16 protein-coding genes are annotated in these 14,527 nt (G+C 60.1%); 5 read left to right on the top strand and 11 right to left on the bottom strand.

Annotated elements, in window-relative coordinates; translation table 11 throughout:
* Nucleotides 1-117: 117 nt before the first annotated feature.
* Together GTP23_RS17580 and GTP23_RS17575 are read left to right on the top strand one after the other, a co-directional pair.
* Nucleotides 118-558 carry a DUF2147 domain-containing protein gene (locus GTP23_RS17580; RefSeq protein ID WP_161036330.1) on the top strand — a complete coding sequence of 147 codons (441 nt, stop codon included), beginning with the start codon at nt 118-120 and terminating at the stop codon, nt 556-558.
* 13 nt (nt 559-571) lie between these two features.
* Entirely contained in the window at nt 572-1,015 is a 444-nt protein-coding gene (locus tag GTP23_RS17575) for a YbaN family protein (RefSeq protein WP_308494809.1), read from the top strand.
* Nucleotides 1,016-1,080: 65 nt separating this feature from the next.
* Here the strand turns inward: GTP23_RS17575 and GTP23_RS17570 are convergent, their stop codons facing one another.
* Complete coding sequence (locus tag GTP23_RS17570; protein WP_161036329.1) at nt 1,081-1,581, bottom strand: YaiI/YqxD family protein; 501 nt, start codon at nt 1,579-1,581, stop codon at nt 1,081-1,083.
* Nucleotides 1,581-2,636, bottom strand: coding sequence for a Holliday junction branch migration DNA helicase RuvB (gene ruvB / locus GTP23_RS17565; RefSeq protein ID WP_161036328.1), 1,056 nt, complete (start codon nt 2,634-2,636; stop codon nt 1,581-1,583). Before ruvB ends, GTP23_RS17570 begins: the two co-directional genes overlap by 1 nt.
* Before the next feature lie 132 nt (nt 2,637-2,768).
* On the opposite strand from ruvB, the gene GTP23_RS17560 reads away from it, so the two are divergent.
* Nucleotides 2,769-3,518: an alpha/beta fold hydrolase gene (locus GTP23_RS17560; RefSeq protein WP_161036327.1), complete on the top strand. Its 750-nt coding sequence runs from the start codon at nt 2,769-2,771 to the stop codon at nt 3,516-3,518.
* Nucleotides 3,519-3,587: 69 nt separating this feature from the next.
* On the opposite strand, the gene ruvA is transcribed toward GTP23_RS17560, so the two are convergent.
* From ruvA to tyrS, 8 genes are all read right to left on the bottom strand, one after another.
* Complete coding sequence (gene ruvA, locus GTP23_RS17555) at nt 3,588-4,166, bottom strand: Holliday junction branch migration protein RuvA (protein ID WP_161036326.1); 579 nt, start codon at nt 4,164-4,166, stop codon at nt 3,588-3,590.
* A gap of 23 nt (nt 4,167-4,189) precedes the next feature.
* Complete coding sequence (gene ruvC / locus GTP23_RS17550) at nt 4,190-4,828, bottom strand: crossover junction endodeoxyribonuclease RuvC (RefSeq protein ID WP_161036325.1); 639 nt, start codon at nt 4,826-4,828, stop codon at nt 4,190-4,192.
* 127 nt (nt 4,829-4,955) lie between these two features.
* Nucleotides 4,956-6,533 carry a bifunctional phosphoribosylaminoimidazolecarboxamide formyltransferase/IMP cyclohydrolase gene (purH, locus tag GTP23_RS17545; RefSeq protein ID WP_155434253.1) on the bottom strand — a complete coding sequence of 526 codons (1,578 nt, stop codon included), beginning with the start codon at nt 6,531-6,533 and terminating at the stop codon, nt 4,956-4,958.
* 146 nt (nt 6,534-6,679) lie between these two features.
* A complete protein-coding gene (locus tag GTP23_RS17540; RefSeq protein ID WP_155434252.1) occupies nt 6,680-6,913 on the bottom strand; it encodes a helix-turn-helix domain-containing protein in 234 nt (77 codons plus the stop codon).
* 121 nt (nt 6,914-7,034) lie between these two features.
* Nucleotides 7,035-8,063, bottom strand: coding sequence for a tRNA dihydrouridine synthase DusB (gene dusB / locus GTP23_RS17535; RefSeq protein ID WP_161036324.1), 1,029 nt, complete (start codon nt 8,061-8,063; stop codon nt 7,035-7,037).
* 177 nt (nt 8,064-8,240) lie between these two features.
* Entirely contained in the window at nt 8,241-8,891 is a 651-nt protein-coding gene (locus GTP23_RS17530; RefSeq protein WP_161036323.1) for a histidine phosphatase family protein, read from the bottom strand.
* Nucleotides 8,892-9,005: 114 nt separating this feature from the next.
* Entirely contained in the window at nt 9,006-9,467 is a 462-nt protein-coding gene (dtd, locus tag GTP23_RS17525) for a D-aminoacyl-tRNA deacylase (RefSeq protein WP_161036322.1), read from the bottom strand.
* Nucleotides 9,464-10,717 carry a tyrosine--tRNA ligase gene (tyrS, locus tag GTP23_RS17520; protein WP_161036321.1) on the bottom strand — a complete coding sequence of 418 codons (1,254 nt, stop codon included), beginning with the start codon at nt 10,715-10,717 and terminating at the stop codon, nt 9,464-9,466. Before tyrS ends, dtd begins: the two co-directional genes overlap by 4 nt.
* A gap of 158 nt (nt 10,718-10,875) precedes the next feature.
* On the opposite strand from tyrS, the gene GTP23_RS17515 reads away from it, so the two are divergent.
* Both GTP23_RS17515 and GTP23_RS17510 read left to right on the top strand, forming a co-directional pair.
* A complete protein-coding gene (locus GTP23_RS17515; protein WP_161036320.1) occupies nt 10,876-12,258 on the top strand; it encodes a M23 family metallopeptidase in 1,383 nt (460 codons plus the stop codon).
* Nucleotides 12,259-12,406: 148 nt separating this feature from the next.
* Nucleotides 12,407-13,558 (top strand): anhydro-N-acetylmuramic acid kinase, encoded by a 1,152-nt coding sequence (locus GTP23_RS17510; RefSeq protein WP_161036319.1) that lies wholly within the window; start codon nt 12,407-12,409, stop codon nt 13,556-13,558.
* A gap of 150 nt (nt 13,559-13,708) precedes the next feature.
* Here GTP23_RS17510 and GTP23_RS17505 read toward each other — a convergent pair whose 3' ends face one another.
* A complete protein-coding gene (locus tag GTP23_RS17505) occupies nt 13,709-14,302 on the bottom strand; it encodes a hypothetical protein (protein ID WP_161036318.1) in 594 nt (197 codons plus the stop codon).
* Between the last annotated feature and the right edge of the window lie 225 nt (nt 14,303-14,527).

The raw sequence follows: 14,527 nt of genomic DNA, 5'->3' as shown, positions 1-14,527 counted from the left end.
GCAGCCGCAAATGATAGCGGTTTTTGGCATTTTCACGACAGTTACACAAAAATAGCACGATCGGTCATTTTATTTGCTACACTCGCCGGACACTAAAATTCACTCTGGAGACGCACAATGAAATGGATTGCTTACGCCCTCGCCGCCGCCGTCAGCATCGCCCCAGCTTTTGCCGATGACAGCACGCCAGTAGGCCTGTGGAAAAATATCGATGACGTGACGGGCAAACCTAAAGCCCTGATCCGCATCTCGGAAAACAATGGCGTTCTGCAAGGTAAGATCGAGCAGCTGTTCCGTGCGCCGACCGAAGACCAGAACCCGAAATGCGAAAAGTGCGAAGACGCACGCAAGAACCAGCCCATCATCGGCATGGTATTCATGTCCGGCCTGAAAAAAGATGGCGATGCCTACACGGGCGGCGAAATTCTTGATCCGGATAACGGCAAAGTCTACAAGAGCAAAATGCACCTGAGCGACAACGGCAAGAAACTCAATGTGCGCGGCTACATCGGCGTGCCGATGCTGGGCCGTTCGCAAGTCTGGCTGCGTCAGGAATAAGCAGGACTAGCCCATGGACCCGCTGCCCCGCCAGCGGGCCAGTGTTACCATGCAGGACATGAAAATCCTGCTGAATCTGATCGGCGCCATCGCCGTGGTGCTGGGCGTGCTGGGCATCTTCCTGCCCCTGCTGCCCACCACACCCTTCCTGCTGCTGGCCTCGGCCTGCTTCGCGCGCGGCTCGACGCGGCTGCACAACTGGCTCATCACCAACCCCATGTTCGGGCGCTATCTGCGCAACTATGAACTGGGCTACGGCATCCCCTTGCGCGCCAAAGTCTGGATCCTGCTGCTGATGTGGTTATCGCTGGGCTATTCCGCCTATGTGGTACACCGAACGGGCTTGCAGATCATGCTGTTTTGCATAGGCTGCGGCGTCACGCTGTATCTGTGCCGCTACGTTCCCACCATGTGCCTGCCAGCGCCAGAGCAGGACGGCGCGCCACCGGCGCCATAAGCGCCTTAGTTGTCAGCTTGCTTGTCCGCTTGCTTGTCGGCCTGCTTGTTGGCCAGCTTGCCGGCTTACTTGTCGGTCTGCTCGCAGGCTGATCCGGCAGACTGCTGGCGCGCCTGCTCGCGCAATACTTTGCTGATGTGGCGATCCAGACTGTTGGCAAAATTCTGCCGGTCGCTCTGGCTGAACGCGGCCGGTCCGCCCGTATCCACGCCGCTGCCACGCAGCTCATCCATAAAAGCCCGCATGGTCAGCATCTGTTCGATATTGTGCTCGGTGTAAAACTCGCCGCGCGGATTGAGCGCATAGCCGCCCTGCTTCAGCACATCCGCTGCCAGCGGGATATCACCCGTCACCACCAGATCGCCGGGCGCCAGCAGACGCACGATTTCCCTGTCGGCCACGTCGGCACCGGCCGGCACCTGCACCGCACGTATGTAGCGCGACGGCGGCACGCGCAGCAGCTGATTGGCCACCAGCGTGAGCGGCACGGCCACGCGCTCGGCCACGCGGTACAGAATTTCCTTGATGACGGCGGGGCAGGCGTCGGCATCCACCCAGATCTGCATCACAGCTCCCACAGCTCGCCGTTGGGACTGGTACGGGGCGGGTTCACGCCAAAGTGTTTATAGGCCGCCGCCGTGGCCACGCGGCCGCGCGGCGTGCGCTGCAGATAGCCTTGCTGGATCAGATACGGTTCCAGCACATCCTCGATGGTGTCGGCCGCTTCGCCTATGGCCGCAGCCAGATTGCCGATGCCCACCGGCCCGCCACCGAATTTATACAGCACGGCTTCGAGCAGCTTGCGGTCCATCACGTCGAAACCCACCGTATCCACGTCCAGCATCACCAGCGCCGCATCGGCGATCGCCTTGGTGATATCGCCATTGCCTTTGACTTCCGCATAGTCGCGCACGCGGCGCAGCAGACGGTTGGCGATACGCGGCGTGCCACGGGCGCGGCGGGCAATTTCATGCGCCCCCTCCTCGTCGATATTCGCCTTGAGCAGCATGGCGCTGCGCTTGACGATCAGCGTCAGCTCCTGGGTGTTGTAGAACTCCAGCCGCGCCACGATGCCGAAGCGGTCGCGCAGCGGATTGGTCAGCATGCCGGCACGGGTGGTAGCGCCCACCAGCGTGAACGGCTGCAGATCGAGCTTGACGGAGCGGGCCGCCGGCCCCTCGCCTATCATGATGTCGATCTGGTAGTCTTCCAGCGCCGGATACAGGATTTCTTCGACCACGGGCGACAGACGGTGAATCTCATCGATGAACAGCACATCGTTGGCTTCCAGATTGGTCAGCAACGCCGCCAGATCGCCGGGACGTTCGAGCACAGGGCCGGAAGTCTGACGCAGGTTGACGCCCATTTCGCGTGCAATGATGTTGGCCAGCGTGGTCTTGCCCAGACCGGGTGGCCCGAACAGCAGCGTATGATCGAGCGCTTCATTGCGCTTGCACGCCGCCGAAATAAAGATTTCCAGCTGATCGCGGATCTTGCTCTGACCGACGTACTCATCGAGCAGCTTGGGCCGCAGCGCACGCTCGATCGCCTCCTCGTTGGGCGAGGCCGGTGCCGCATCGATGATGCGCTGTTCAGTGAAATTGTCGGTTTGGATAGTCATGCCGGGCCAGTCTAAAGTTCAGGTAATGATTTTATCAAGGGTGGCCTGCGCGCGGGCCTTTTCATCTGGTTTAGACTGTGCGGGCCGCGCCACTTCACGTCACGTCACTTCGCCATGAAAGGATACCGCCCTATGCCGCGCCGTCTGTCCGCTTTGTTTGCCGCCTTGTTGGCCGCCCTGCTACTCTGCGCCAGCACCGCGCAGGCCGCACCCACCGTGGTCCTGCAAGCCGGCCTCGGCGACGGCCAGAGCGCCTGGCGCCCTGTCCTGCCGGCCCTGCAGCAGCACGGCCCCGTGTTCGCCTACGACCGCCCCGGCTACGGCAGTGCCGCCAGCGTCGAAGGTGCACGCGATCCCTGCACCATCGCACGCGAACTGCACGCCCTGCTACAAGAACAGCACATCGCCCCGCCCTATCTGCTGGTGGGCCACTCGATAGGCGGCCTGTACCAGTACGTCTATGCGCGGCTATATCCGCAGGAAGTGGCCGGCATGGTCCTGCTTGATCCCACCCACCCCGAACACTGGGCCAGCATGCAGCAACAGGTGCCCGCGCTGGCCGCCGTCGTGCGCAGCATGAACGCCATCAGCCTGAACGGTGCCACCCGGCGCGAGTTCCGCGATCAGGCTGTCTGTCTCGACCAGCTCGACCAGCGCCAGCCGCTGGGCATGCCCGTACGCCTGCTGGTCAGCGGCATCAGCGAAACGGGCGCCACGCCTGCCTTCCGCACCATGCTGGACCAGTTGCGCAAGGACTGGCTGCGCCTGAGCGGCGCGCCCCAGTTGCAGGTGGTGGCCGAGTCGGGCCACTATCTGCAAAAAGATGCGCCCGAGGTAGTGGTGCAGGCAGTTAAAGCGCTACGCGCCACGCTTCAGCCCTAGCGCAGTGCCGCGCCCAGCGCTGCGTCCCTTAGCTCAGACTTTAGCTCAGACCTTAGTGCAGCGCAGAGCTCAGCCCTTGGACAGTGCCTTGAGTGCCTGCTTGATGCCGTCCGACACGGAAGCGCCGGCCGGCACCGTCTTCAGTGCCAGCATGGCTTCCTTGTCCGAGTAGCCCAGCGCCAGCAGCGCGTTGAGAATGTCCGACTGGGAATCCGGCACAGCATGGGCGCCGCCCGCACCGATATCGGCGCCCAGCTTGCCTTTCAGTTCCAGCAGCAGGCGCTCGGCCGTCTTCTTGCCTATGCCGGGCACTTTCACCAGCCGGCCCGATTCCTGCAGCGTCACCGCCTGCGCCAGATCGGCGATCGACATGCCGGACAAAATCGACAGCGCCGTGCGCGCGCCCACACCCGTGATCTTGATCAGCTGGCGGAACACGGCGCGTTCCTCGGCATTGCCGAAGCCGAACAGCAGATGGGCATCTTCGCGGATAGCCTGATGGGTGAACAGCACGACTTTCTCGCCCACCCCGGGCAGGTTGTAGAAGGTGGTCATGGACACATCGACTTCATAGCCGACGCCGCCGCAATCAACCAGTAGCTGGGGCGGATTTTTTTCGAGCAGAATACCGGAGAGACGACCGATCATGATGTGATGCCTTTAGAAGTAGTTCAGCCCACCAGCCGGCCGCGCCGCATGCGCAAGCCGGCCAGCGGGCCTTGAGATGCTGTGCCAGCCGCCGTGCCGGCCAGCCTGGCGGCCGCTGAACCAGCGGCCGAGCCGAGGGACTGGCTCTGGCTCCGGCTCTGGCTCCGGCTCTGACTCTGACTCTGGATCAGCGTCAGCGTTTCGCGGTTATGCGCATGGCAGATGGCCACGCCGAGCGCATCGGCAGCGTCGGTGCCGGGCAAGCCGGGCAGCGCCAGCAGGCGCGCCACCATGTCCTGCACCTGCGCCTTGACGGCCCGGCCCGTGCCCACCACGGCCTGCTTGACCTGGGTAGGCGAATATTCGGCCACCGTCAGCTCGGCCGACACCAGCGCGCAAATGGCCGCGCCGCGTGCCTGCCCCAGCAGCAGCGTGGATTGGGGATTAACGTTGACAAACACCTGCTCGATAGCCGCGTAGTCGGGCTGATAGGTGCGCGCCACTTCGGCCACACCGTCGAGGATGACTTTCAAACGGGTCGGCAGATCGCCCTCGCCGCTCTTGATGGTGCCGGAGGCGATGTAGCGCAGCTTGCTACCGCGCTGCTGGATCACGCCAAAGCCGGTAGTGCGCAAGCCGGGGTCTATGCCGAGAATTATCATTCCGCGATTGTAACCGCGAAACTTGAATGCTGTATATAAAAACAGTGTGGCGACCTGAACCAGATCGCCACACTGTAGAAATTAGCCGGGCACTGCCAGTGCTGGCAGTGCTAATCGTACCGAAAGATTAATGACGGAAGTGACGGGTGCCCGTGTACAGCATCACCACGCCGCGCTCGTCGGCCGCATCGATCACTTCCTGATCGCGCATCGAACCGCCCGGCTGGATCACGCAGCGTGCGCCCGCATCCACCACCACATCCAGACCGTCGCGGAACGGGAAGAAGGCATCCGACGCCACCACCGAATTCTCCAGGCTCAGACCAGCGTTCTGGGCCTTGATGGAAGCGATGCGGGCCGAATCGATACGGCTCATCTGGCCGGCGCCCACGCCCAGCGTCATGTTATTAGCGCAGAACACGATGGCGTTGGATTTGACGTACTTGGCCACGCGCCATGCGAACATCAGATCCTGCAGCTGCTGCTGGGTAGGCTGCAGCTTGGTCACCACTTTCAGGTCGGAGATCAGCACGTTTTTCGCGTCAGCCGACTGCACCAGCAGACCGCCACCCACGCGCTTGAAGTCCATGGCGTTGACGCCCGTGCCCAGCGGGATTTCCAGCAGACGCACGTTCTGCTTGGCCGACAGGATCTGTTTGGCTTCGGCCGTGAACGATGGCGCAATCAGCACTTCGACGAACAGCTTGGCCAGTTCGGTAGCGGCTGCGCCGTCCACTTCCACGTTGAAGGCAATAATGCCGCCGAAGGCCGAAGTCGGGTCAGTCTGCAGCGCACGCTTGTAAGCTTCCACCGCGTTGGCACCGAGCGCCACGCCGCATGGATTGGCGTGCTTGACGATCACGCAGGCTGCGCTCTGATCGAAGCCGCCCATGCTCTTCACGCATTCCCACGCTGCATCAGCATCAGCGATGTTGTTGAACGACAGTTCCTTGCCCTGCAGCTGGCGGTAGTTGGCCAGCGCACCGGCAGTCGCCGTTACGTCGCGGTAGAACGCGGCCGACTGGTGCGGATTTTCGCCGTAGCGCATGTCCTGCACTTTTTCGAACGCCACATTCAGCGATTGCGGATAGGTGCCGCGTGCTGCGTGGCTGCGGCTCGCATCCAGACTGGTCAGGTAGTTGGCGATCGCACCGTCATATTGCGCCGTGTGCGAGTACACCTTGGTGGCCAGACCGAAACGGGTGTCGTAGCTGACCACGCCGTCGTTGGCCTTGATTTCGTCCAGCACCTTGCTGTAGTCGGTCGGGTCGCAGATCACCACCACATCCTTGTGGTTTTTCGCCGACGAACGCAGCATGGCCGGGCCGCCGATATCGATGTTCTCGATGGCGTCTTCCAGCGTGCAGTCATCCTTGGCCACAGTGGCCTGGAACGGGTACAGATTGACCACCACCATATCGATGGTCGGAATGTTGTGCTCAGCCAGTTTGGCCATGTGCTCAGGGAAATCGCGACGGGCCAAAATACCGCCGTGCACCATAGGGTGCAGGGTTTTCACGCGGCCATCGAGCATCTCCGGGAAGCCCGTGTAGTCGGCTACTTCGGTCACGGCTACGCCGTTGTCGGCCAGCAGTTTGGCCGTGCCGCCGGTCGACAGGATGTTGACACCCATGGCGGACAGGGCGCGCGCGAAGTCGAGCACGCCGGTTTTGTCGGATACGGAGATGAGAGCTTGTTTAATCATGGCTTTTCGGGCTAGTGGCGTCCAGCGTGAACTGGACTGGTGGTTGGTTAAATATTCGAGCGGTATTCGATGCGAACTTCGGTTCGATATTCTGGCGGCCGGCCACAGCGGCCGTCCCCAGCCACTGATGCCGGAAAGAGCGCGGTTTACAGCAGACCGTGTTCCTGTAATTTCTTGCGCAGGGTATTGCGGTTAATGCCCAGCATCTGCGCAGCATGCGACTGGTTACCATCGGCGCGGTGCATCACCACTTCCAGGATCGGCTTTTCTACCGTCAGCACTACCATGTCGTAGATATTCGAGGCCTGCTGCTCGCCCAGATCGTTGAAGTACTCTTCAAGGCTCTTCTGGACTACTTCCTGGATACTTTCTTTGCTCATTTTGTTTCGTTCGCTGTATTTATTTAACTGTAAAGCGGATGAATCACAAGGGGCTTATGGCCGCGGTGTTCACCGTTCTTATCCGACTTTTTTGACGTCTTTTATAGTGCCGGCTGCCTGTTCAGGCCGCCTCTCGCTCAGCTTCGGGCTGGGGCGAAGGGCAGTATTGTAACCGCTCGCCGTACTGCGCCTGCGATTCGAAGAACTGGGCCACGGCCTGCAACTGTTCTTCGGTCGATTCCAGCAGGTTCATACGCTGTCGGAACGGTTCGCCGCCGGGCAGTTCGCGCACATACCAGCCGATGTGCTTGCGTGCCGTGCGCACCCCCAGGTATTCACCGTAGAAGGCATAGTGGGCGCGCAGGTGCTCGTCCATCAGGTGGCTCACTTCGGTCACCAGCGGCGGCGGCAAATGACTGCCCGTGCGCAGATAGTGGTCGATCTCGCGGAAGATCCACGGGCGGCCCTGCGCGGCGCGCCCCACCATGACCGCATCGGCGCCCGTCACATCGAGCACGTAGCGGGCTTTCTCCGGCGTGGTGATATCGCCATTGGCCACCACGGGGATAGAAACCGAGCGCTTGACTGCCGCAATGGTGTCATATTCGGCCTCGCCCTTGTAACCGTCGGCGCGGGTACGACCATGCAGCGTCAGCATGGCGATACCAGCGTCTTCGGCCATCCTGGCGATGGTCAGCGCATTCTTGTTGGCACGGTCCCAGCCCGTGCGGAATTTCAGCGTGACGGGCACGTCGACGGCCGCCACCACGGTTTTCAAGATGGTCTGCACCAGTTCTTCGTGCTGCAGCAGGGCCGAACCGCACCATGCATTGCAGACTTTCTTCACCGGGCAGCCCATGTTGATATCGATGATCTGGGCGCCGCGCTCGACGTTGAAGCGGGCGCAATCGGCCAGATCCTGCGGATCGGCACCGGCGATCTGCACGGCTTTCGGCTCCATCTCGCCCGTGTGGTCGGTGCGGCGCGAGCTCTTTTCCGTGGCCCACAGGCGCGGATTCGAAGCTGCCATTTCCGATACGGCATAGCCGGCGCCCAGCTGTTTGCACAGCTGACGGAACGGACGATCCGTCACACCCGCCATGGGAGCGACGAAAACGTTGTTGCGCAGGATATAAGGACCGATTTGCACTGGAAATAACTGTAGCGAGGGAAGGAACCCTCTATTTTAACCTATCGACTGCTCAAATAATAAGCACTATTTTTCATACTTGCGCTCGCCAGACCAGCGCAATTGAATGTTGCGGCATGTAGCGGCATGTTGCGGCACGTAGCGGCGCGCGCCGGCTCCACTCAGATCCGGCAGCACTCAGATGATGTCGTCCAGTGCCGTCGGCGCCAGATGGTCGACATCGCCCCAGTGTTCCAGCTGCAACTGCGCACCGTCCCACACGAAGCGGTTGATACTGGCGTTCTTGACCTGGAAATCACGCGGGCTGTCCAGGCTCATGCCGCGCGCCGCCCGGTAGGCGCATTCCAGCACGCCGCCGTGGGCCACGATGGCGATGGTCTGGCCCGGATGGCGCCGGGCCCAGTCGGCGATGCCGCCCAGACAGCGCTGATAGAACTGGCGGAAACTCTCGGCCGGCCGCTCACCGTCCGGCATCACGGCATCCACTTCGCGCGCCTGCCAGCGGGCGTAATCGTCGGGATATTGCGCGGCGATCTCGCTATACAGCATGCCTTCGAACACGCCGTAGCAGCGCTCGCGCAACCGCGCATCAGTCTGCAGCGCCAGCCCTGGTTGCAACTCGCTCAGCGCCTGCGCCGTCTGCATGGCGCGCTGCAGATCGCTGGCCACCAGCACATCCACGCCCTGCTCCAGCAGCGCGCGCGCCAGCGCCGCCGCCTGCCGTTCGCCCTCCTCGTTGAGAGGAATATCGGTATGGCCCTGCAGACGGCGTACGGCGTTCCACGGCGTTTCGCCATGACGAATCAGAAGTATGGTGCTGTTATTCATGTGACTTCACAAAAAAGCCACGCACTACGGCGTGGCTGGGACTACGGGCATGCTCTGCCAGCACAGGTCACCGCGGACGGCACGCGTGCTGGCAGCGTTTCTTATGTGTGCTACTTACGCCGCGGGCGCCGCTTTGGGACGGGTCTGCAGCCAGAAGGTCACAGGGCCGTCATTGGTCAGCGACACCTTCATGTCGGCACCGAACTGGCCGCACGCAACCTTGGGATGGCGCTGCCGCGCCTGCGCCAGAAAATACTCGAACAAACGCTTGCCATCGGCTGGTGCCGCAGCGGGCGTGAACGAAGGGCGGGTGCCCGAATTGGTGTCGGCTGCCAGCGTGAACTGCGGCACCAGCAGCAGCGCGCCGCCCGTATCCGTCACGCTGCGGTTCATCTTGCCCGCCTCGTCGGCAAACACGCGGTAGCCCAGCAGCTTGTTCAGCAAGGCATCGGCCTCCTGCTCGCTGTCGTGCCGTTCGGCGCACACCAGCACCATCAGACCGGCTTCGATGGCACCTATGGTGGCGCCATCGACCACCACACTGGCGCTGCTGACTCTTTGCAGCAGGCCTATCATGCCGTCAGCGTGACGCGGGCGAACTTGCGCTTGCCGACCTGCAGCACCATGGTGCCGGCCTCGACTTTCAGCGTCTTGTCGCTGATGACGGTGCCATCGATGCGCACGCCGCCCTGCTCTATCATGCGGCCCGCTTCCGAAACGGAGGCGCACAGACCGGCCGCCTTCAGCAGCTGCTGGATGCCGGACGGCGCGCCCGGCACGGTGATTTCGGCGATATCGTCAGGAATCCCGCCTTTGGAGCGGTTGACGAAATCGTTCAGCGCCTGCTCGGCCGCATCCTGCGAGTGGAAGCGCGCGACGATTTCCTGCGCCAGTGCCACTTTGGCATCGCGCGGGTTGGCGCCGCCTTCCACCGCTGCCTTCAGCGCAGCCAGATCGGCCAGCGAGCGGAACGACAGCAGTTCATAGTATTTCCACATCATGGTGTCGGAAATACTCATGATCTTGGCGAACATGGTGTTGGGCACTTCGGTAATGCCGATGTAGTTGTTCTTGGACTTGGACATCTTCTCGACGCCGTCCAGACCTTCCAGCAGCGGCATGGTCAGGATGCACTGCGGCTCCTGGCCATAGTCCTTCTGCAGCTCGCGGCCAACCAGCAAGTTAAATTTCTGGTCCGTTCCACCTAGCTCAAGGTCGGCCTTCAAAGCCACCGAATCGTAGCCCTGCATCAGCGGATACAGGAACTCGTGGACGGCAATCGGAGTCCCATTCTTGAAACGCTTGCTAAAATCATCACGCTCCATCATGCGTGCCACCGTGTAGTGCGAGGCCAGCTTGATCAGGCCGCGTGCGCCGAGCGGGTCGCACCACTCGGAGTTGTAGCGGATTTCTGTTTTAGCCGGATCCAGCACCAGCGACGCCTGCTTGAAATAAGTCATGGCGTTCTGCTCGACCTGCTCGCGCGTCAGCGGCGGACGGGTCATGTTGCGGCCCGAAGGGTCACCGATCATGGACGTGAAGTCGCCGATAAGGAAAATCACCTGATGCCCCAGATCTTGCAATTGACGCATCTTGTTCAGCACTACCGTATGGCCCAGATGCAGGTCAGGAGCGGTTGGATCAAGTCCGAGCTTGATGCGCAGCGGCACACCGGATTTTTCCGAGCGAGCCAGCTTCTGGGCGAACTCACTTTCAATGAGCAACTCGTCAACGCCCCGTTTCGTGATGGCGAGCGCCTCCAGTACACGGTCTGTCAGGGGCAGGTTCTCATTCGAGGACGGCGCTGTCGATGCAGTAGTAGTCATAATTTTAGGGCGGTATTTTTCAGAAATGGGTGAGTAGCGGATAGAATTTGATATAATCCTCGATCGATCAATATTGCCGTACGAAAACGAACTTAGACCACAAGAAGAAGAAATAAAACCCTATCGAATAGTTCAAGCGGCAAATTTTAACTGATTGCATGAACCAAATACATAAAATCACAAGCTCACGCTTGTTCAGTCTGCTAGGTTCGACGCGCAAAGCGCGCATTGTCAGCGCGTCTGCATTGTTTCTTGCAGTATGTGCTTTTGGTGCTGCCGGCGTTGCACCACTGGCGCCTGATGCATCGGATCTGCCCGTGAAGTCGGTTCAGGAAGACGTCGTCGCACCTGATCTGGGCGCCCAGATCGCTGCCATCGAACAGAAGTCCGCTACCGAACAATTCGTCCACGAAGAAAAAATCCGCGCCGGCGACACGCTGGCCACCCTGCTCACCCGTCTGGGCGTGGATGACGAAGCGGCCGAAACCTTCATCAAGAAAGACAGCGTCGCCAAAGGCGTGATGCAGCTCAAGGCTGGCAAACGCGTGCAGGCGCAGACCGACGAAGACGGCAACCTGCAATGGCTGCGCGCCGTCGTGGTGGATGGCAAGGACATCCCCGTCAAGAACATCCGCATCACCCGCAAAGGCAGTGCTTTCGTGGCGCAGGAAGAAGCCGCCAAGCTGGAGCGCCGCGTGGAAATGCATGCCCGTACCATCAGTTCCACCCTGTACGCAGCGACCGACTCCAGCGAAGACGGCGCCAAGCTGCCCGACAGCATCGTCAAACAGATCGTCGAGATGTTCTCCACCAGCATAGACTTCCGTGGCGACCTGAAAAAGGGCGACCATTTCAACGTGGTCTATGAAACCTTCTGGCAGGACGGCGAATTCGTCCGCGCCGGCCGCGTACTGGCCGGCGAATTCACCAACAAGGGCACTACCTACCAGTCGGTCTGGTTCGAAGATCCGCAAAGCAAACAGGGCGGCGGCTATTACAGCTTCGACGGTAAATCGCTGAAGAAAGCATTCCTCAAATCGCCCGTCGAGTTCTCGCGGATTTCCTCCGGCTTCGCCATGCGCGTGCACCCGATTTCGGGCCAGTGGAAAGCCCACAAAGGCATAGACTTCCCGGCCGCAACGGGCACCCCTATCCGTGCCGCCGGTGATGGCGTGATCGATTTCGCCGGCACCCAGAACGGCTACGGCAATTTCATCATCGTCAAGCACTGGGCCAACTACACCACGGCCTACGCCCACATGAGCCGCTTCGCCAATGGCATCAAGAAGGGCAGCAAAGTCAGCCAGGGCGACGTGATCGGTTATGTCGGCACCACCGGCTGGTCCACCGGCGCCCACCTGCACTACGAATTCCGCGTCGGCGGCGATGCACGCGACCCGAACACCATGAACGTGCAGCAGCAGGCACCGCTGACGGCAGCCGAAATGAGCCGCTTCAAGACCTACGCCTCCGACATGGCGCACCGCTTCGCGCTGCTGCAGCCGGGCGGCTCGCGCGGCACCCGCGTGGCAGCCAAATAAGCCAGCCAAATCAGCCCGCCGCGCAGGCAAATTCGCAGCAACAGCAAAACACAGGTCGCCACGGCGGCCTGTTTTTTTTATACTCATGCAAAGCCGCATGGTCCGGCAGCGCCTATCCCCTACACTCGCAACAGAAAGCAGACGCCACATGAGTTTATTTATCGGCCTGATGTCAGGCACCAGCATGGATGGCGTGGACGCCGCACTGGCCCGCATCGATGCGGATGGCATCGCCACGCTGGGCGCCGCCTTCCTGGCTTTCCCGCCCGCGCTGCGCGCAGAGCTGATGGCCTTGCAGGCTGCTGGCAGCAATGAAATCGAACGGGAAGCGCTGGCCGCCAACGGACTGGCCCGCGTGTACGCCGACTGCGTGACCCTGCTGCTGGAACAGAGCGGGCATCGCCGCGACGAGATCGGCGCCGTCGCCGTGCACGGCCAGACTATCCGCCACCGTCCCGAGCTGGGCTTTACACGCCAGACCAACAACCCGGCCCTGCTGGCCGAACTGTGCGGCATCAACGTAATCGCCGACTTCCGCAGCCGCGACGTCGCCGCTGGTGGTCAGGGTGCGCCGCTGGTGCCAGCCTTCCACCACGCCCTGTTCAGCCATCCGGGGCAGACCCGCGTGGTGGCCAATATCGGCGGCATTGCCAACATCAGCATCCTGTCCGGTGAGAACGCAGGTGCGGGTGCGGGTGCGGGTGCGGGCGCAGACAGCGCCGTGCGCGGCTTCGACACGGGCCCCGGCAACGCCCTGCTCGATGGCTGGATACAGCGCCATCTGGGCCGCGAATATGATCAGGACGGCGCCTGGGGCGCCACTGGCCAGCTAGTGCCGGCACTGCTGGCCAGCCTGCTGCGCGAGCCATACTTCGCCCTGCCCGCACCGAAGAGCACGGGGCGCGACCTGTTCCACATGGCCTGGTTAGAGCAGCAACTGTCGGCCTGCCCTGCAGCGGCCAGCGCCAGTCCGGCCGACATCCAGCACACGCTGGCGGCACTGACAGCGCACACGCTGGCGCAAGCCATCCGCAGCGATGCTGACGGCGCCAGAGCCAGCGCCGTGTACGTCTGCGGCGGCGGTGCCTACAACGCCCTGCTGATGCAGCAGCTGGCGGCCGAACTGGGTCCGCAGACCAGCGTGCAATCGACGGCGGCGCTGGGCGTAGCGCCCAACCACGTGGAGGCGCTGGCGTTTGCCTGGCTGGGCCAGCGCTACACGGCACGGCTGGCCGGCAACCTGCCCGCCGTCACAGGCGCTCGCGGCGAGCGCATCCTCGGCGCCCTCTATCCATACTAAAATTATCTATTTCAGGAATTGAAAAGCCAATTTCAATAGAATTAAAAAAGAACATCAAAAGACCGATGTGGAGTGGGACAGATCATTTAGCAATAAACATAAATAAACCCGATGAGCTTGAAGGATTAGTTATCTAAATCCAACCAGATATCAAATATTTTTTTTAATTCTAGCTTGCAATTTTCGCTTCTTTTCATTGAAGTCATTCTCATTTATTAGACCATTTTCATAAAGATTCTTAATACTTGAAAACTCTGCCTCAACACTTCGAGCTTGAACTAGCCCCATCACACCTGAAAATGGCCTACCAATCAATGCGATTATGCGTGTTGCAAAACGTCCTAAAAACCTCAGACTCGATCCAATATCTGAATTTTTTATCCATCGATAGATGTGAACGAAAAACAAATAGCTGACAATAAGATAAAGTGCTATAAAAACAACATTGATTATCAGTTCAATTTTATTGCGTATTGGTTCGACATGCAGAACATAAAAATCATAACTTTCTTCCGACTGTATATTTGATTTTTTATTTTCGACATCCTGCTCAGAAGGTGATGCATATACAAATCCATACCTTCCACTTTGCAATTTTTTAATTGCTTCCTCATCACTGACCACTCTTGGCGGGGGCTCCGGAGGTGCCAATTTATAAGCGATAGGTCCTGTAAATTGGAATGACAAAAAATGTATCGCGGCTCCTAGAGCACTAAAAAATGTAAATAATACAAGTCGCCTCATTCATTCCCCCAATAGCGTTTTAACCAAATCCACCACTTGGCCTAGTAAATAATTAAATCTAATATGGTAACGATAATACAACTACGCGCCAAAGCCAACTAATAAATTTTCAAAGTCACAAGACTGGAGCCTCTTGAAACTTAAACGGCAGAGTATCGAACTACTCAATCACCGCTGATAAATTAGATAGCTATCGCCTATCATTATCCACACAATAATTCCAAT

This window comes from Duganella fentianensis, from assembly GCF_009857835.1.
Lineage (GTDB): Bacteria > Pseudomonadota > Gammaproteobacteria > Burkholderiales > Burkholderiaceae_D > Rugamonas > Rugamonas fentianensis.
Note: the sequence above shows the minus strand (reverse complement) of the source record. Positions and strands in the feature narration are given on the sequence as shown.

Coding starts and splice junctions, on each gene's coding strand:
- GTP23_RS17580 (WP_161036330.1), top strand. CDS start 118: ATGAAATGGATTGCTTACGCCCTCGCCGCCGCCGTCAGCATCGCCCCA.
- GTP23_RS17575 (WP_308494809.1), top strand. CDS start 572: ATGGACCCGCTGCCCCGCCAGCGGGCCAGTGTTACCATGCAGGACATG.
- GTP23_RS17570 (WP_161036329.1), bottom strand. CDS start 1,581: ATGCAGATCTGGGTGGATGCCGACGCCTGCCCCGCCGTCATCAAGGAA.
- ruvB (WP_161036328.1), bottom strand. CDS start 2,636: ATGACTATCCAAACCGACAATTTCACTGAACAGCGCATCATCGATGCG.
- GTP23_RS17560 (WP_161036327.1), top strand. CDS start 2,769: ATGCCGCGCCGTCTGTCCGCTTTGTTTGCCGCCTTGTTGGCCGCCCTG.
- ruvA (WP_161036326.1), bottom strand. CDS start 4,166: ATGATCGGTCGTCTCTCCGGTATTCTGCTCGAAAAAAATCCGCCCCAG.
- ruvC (WP_161036325.1), bottom strand. CDS start 4,828: ATGATAATTCTCGGCATAGACCCCGGCTTGCGCACTACCGGCTTTGGC.
- purH (WP_155434253.1), bottom strand. CDS start 6,533: ATGATTAAACAAGCTCTCATCTCCGTATCCGACAAAACCGGCGTGCTC.
- GTP23_RS17540 (WP_155434252.1), bottom strand. CDS start 6,913: ATGAGCAAAGAAAGTATCCAGGAAGTAGTCCAGAAGAGCCTTGAAGAG.
- GTP23_RS17530 (WP_161036323.1), bottom strand. CDS start 8,891: ATGAATAACAGCACCATACTTCTGATTCGTCATGGCGAAACGCCGTGG.
- dtd (WP_161036322.1), bottom strand. CDS start 9,467: ATGATAGGCCTGCTGCAAAGAGTCAGCAGCGCCAGTGTGGTGGTCGAT.
- tyrS (WP_161036321.1), bottom strand. CDS start 10,717: ATGACTACTACTGCATCGACAGCGCCGTCCTCGAATGAGAACCTGCCC.
- GTP23_RS17515 (WP_161036320.1), top strand. CDS start 10,876: ATGAACCAAATACATAAAATCACAAGCTCACGCTTGTTCAGTCTGCTA.
- GTP23_RS17510 (WP_161036319.1), top strand. CDS start 12,407: ATGAGTTTATTTATCGGCCTGATGTCAGGCACCAGCATGGATGGCGTG.
- GTP23_RS17505 (WP_161036318.1), bottom strand. CDS start 14,302: ATGAGGCGACTTGTATTATTTACATTTTTTAGTGCTCTAGGAGCCGCG.